The sequence below is a fragment of the Streptococcus mitis genome (genome assembly GCF_946188615.1).
GTDB classification, from domain to species: domain Bacteria; phylum Bacillota; class Bacilli; order Lactobacillales; family Streptococcaceae; genus Streptococcus; species Streptococcus mitis_BZ.
In genome coordinates this window covers 1-269 of the sequence record NZ_CAMHVK010000033.1, presented here as the reverse complement: position 1 = coordinate 269, position 269 = coordinate 1, and the positions used below count along the sequence as shown (strand labels likewise).

At 39.0% G+C, this 269-nt stretch carries 1 protein-coding gene; it reads left to right on the top strand.

The window, feature by feature from the left end; genetic code table 11:
* A partial coding sequence (locus OCF95_RS09795) for a Rib/alpha-like domain-containing protein (protein ID WP_261105343.1) occupies nucleotides 1-269 on the top strand: 269 nt, incomplete at both ends.

Here is a 269-nt window from a genome sequence, read left to right as displayed (position 1 = left end):
TTAGTTCATTATCCAGATGGAACGGAAGATGAAGTCGAAGTACCAGTAAGGGTAAAAGAACAAAAAGATACCTTCAACCCAACGGCAAAAGAACCGAACCAAACTGTTCGTCACAACGAAGTACCAGATCCAGAGAAAAGTATTAATACAAATGACTTACCAAAAGGAACAAACTATAGCTGGTCAGAACAACCAGACACAAGTAAACCAGGAAGTAAGACAGGAAAAGTATTAATCACTTACCCAGATAAGAGTACGGAAGAAGTGAC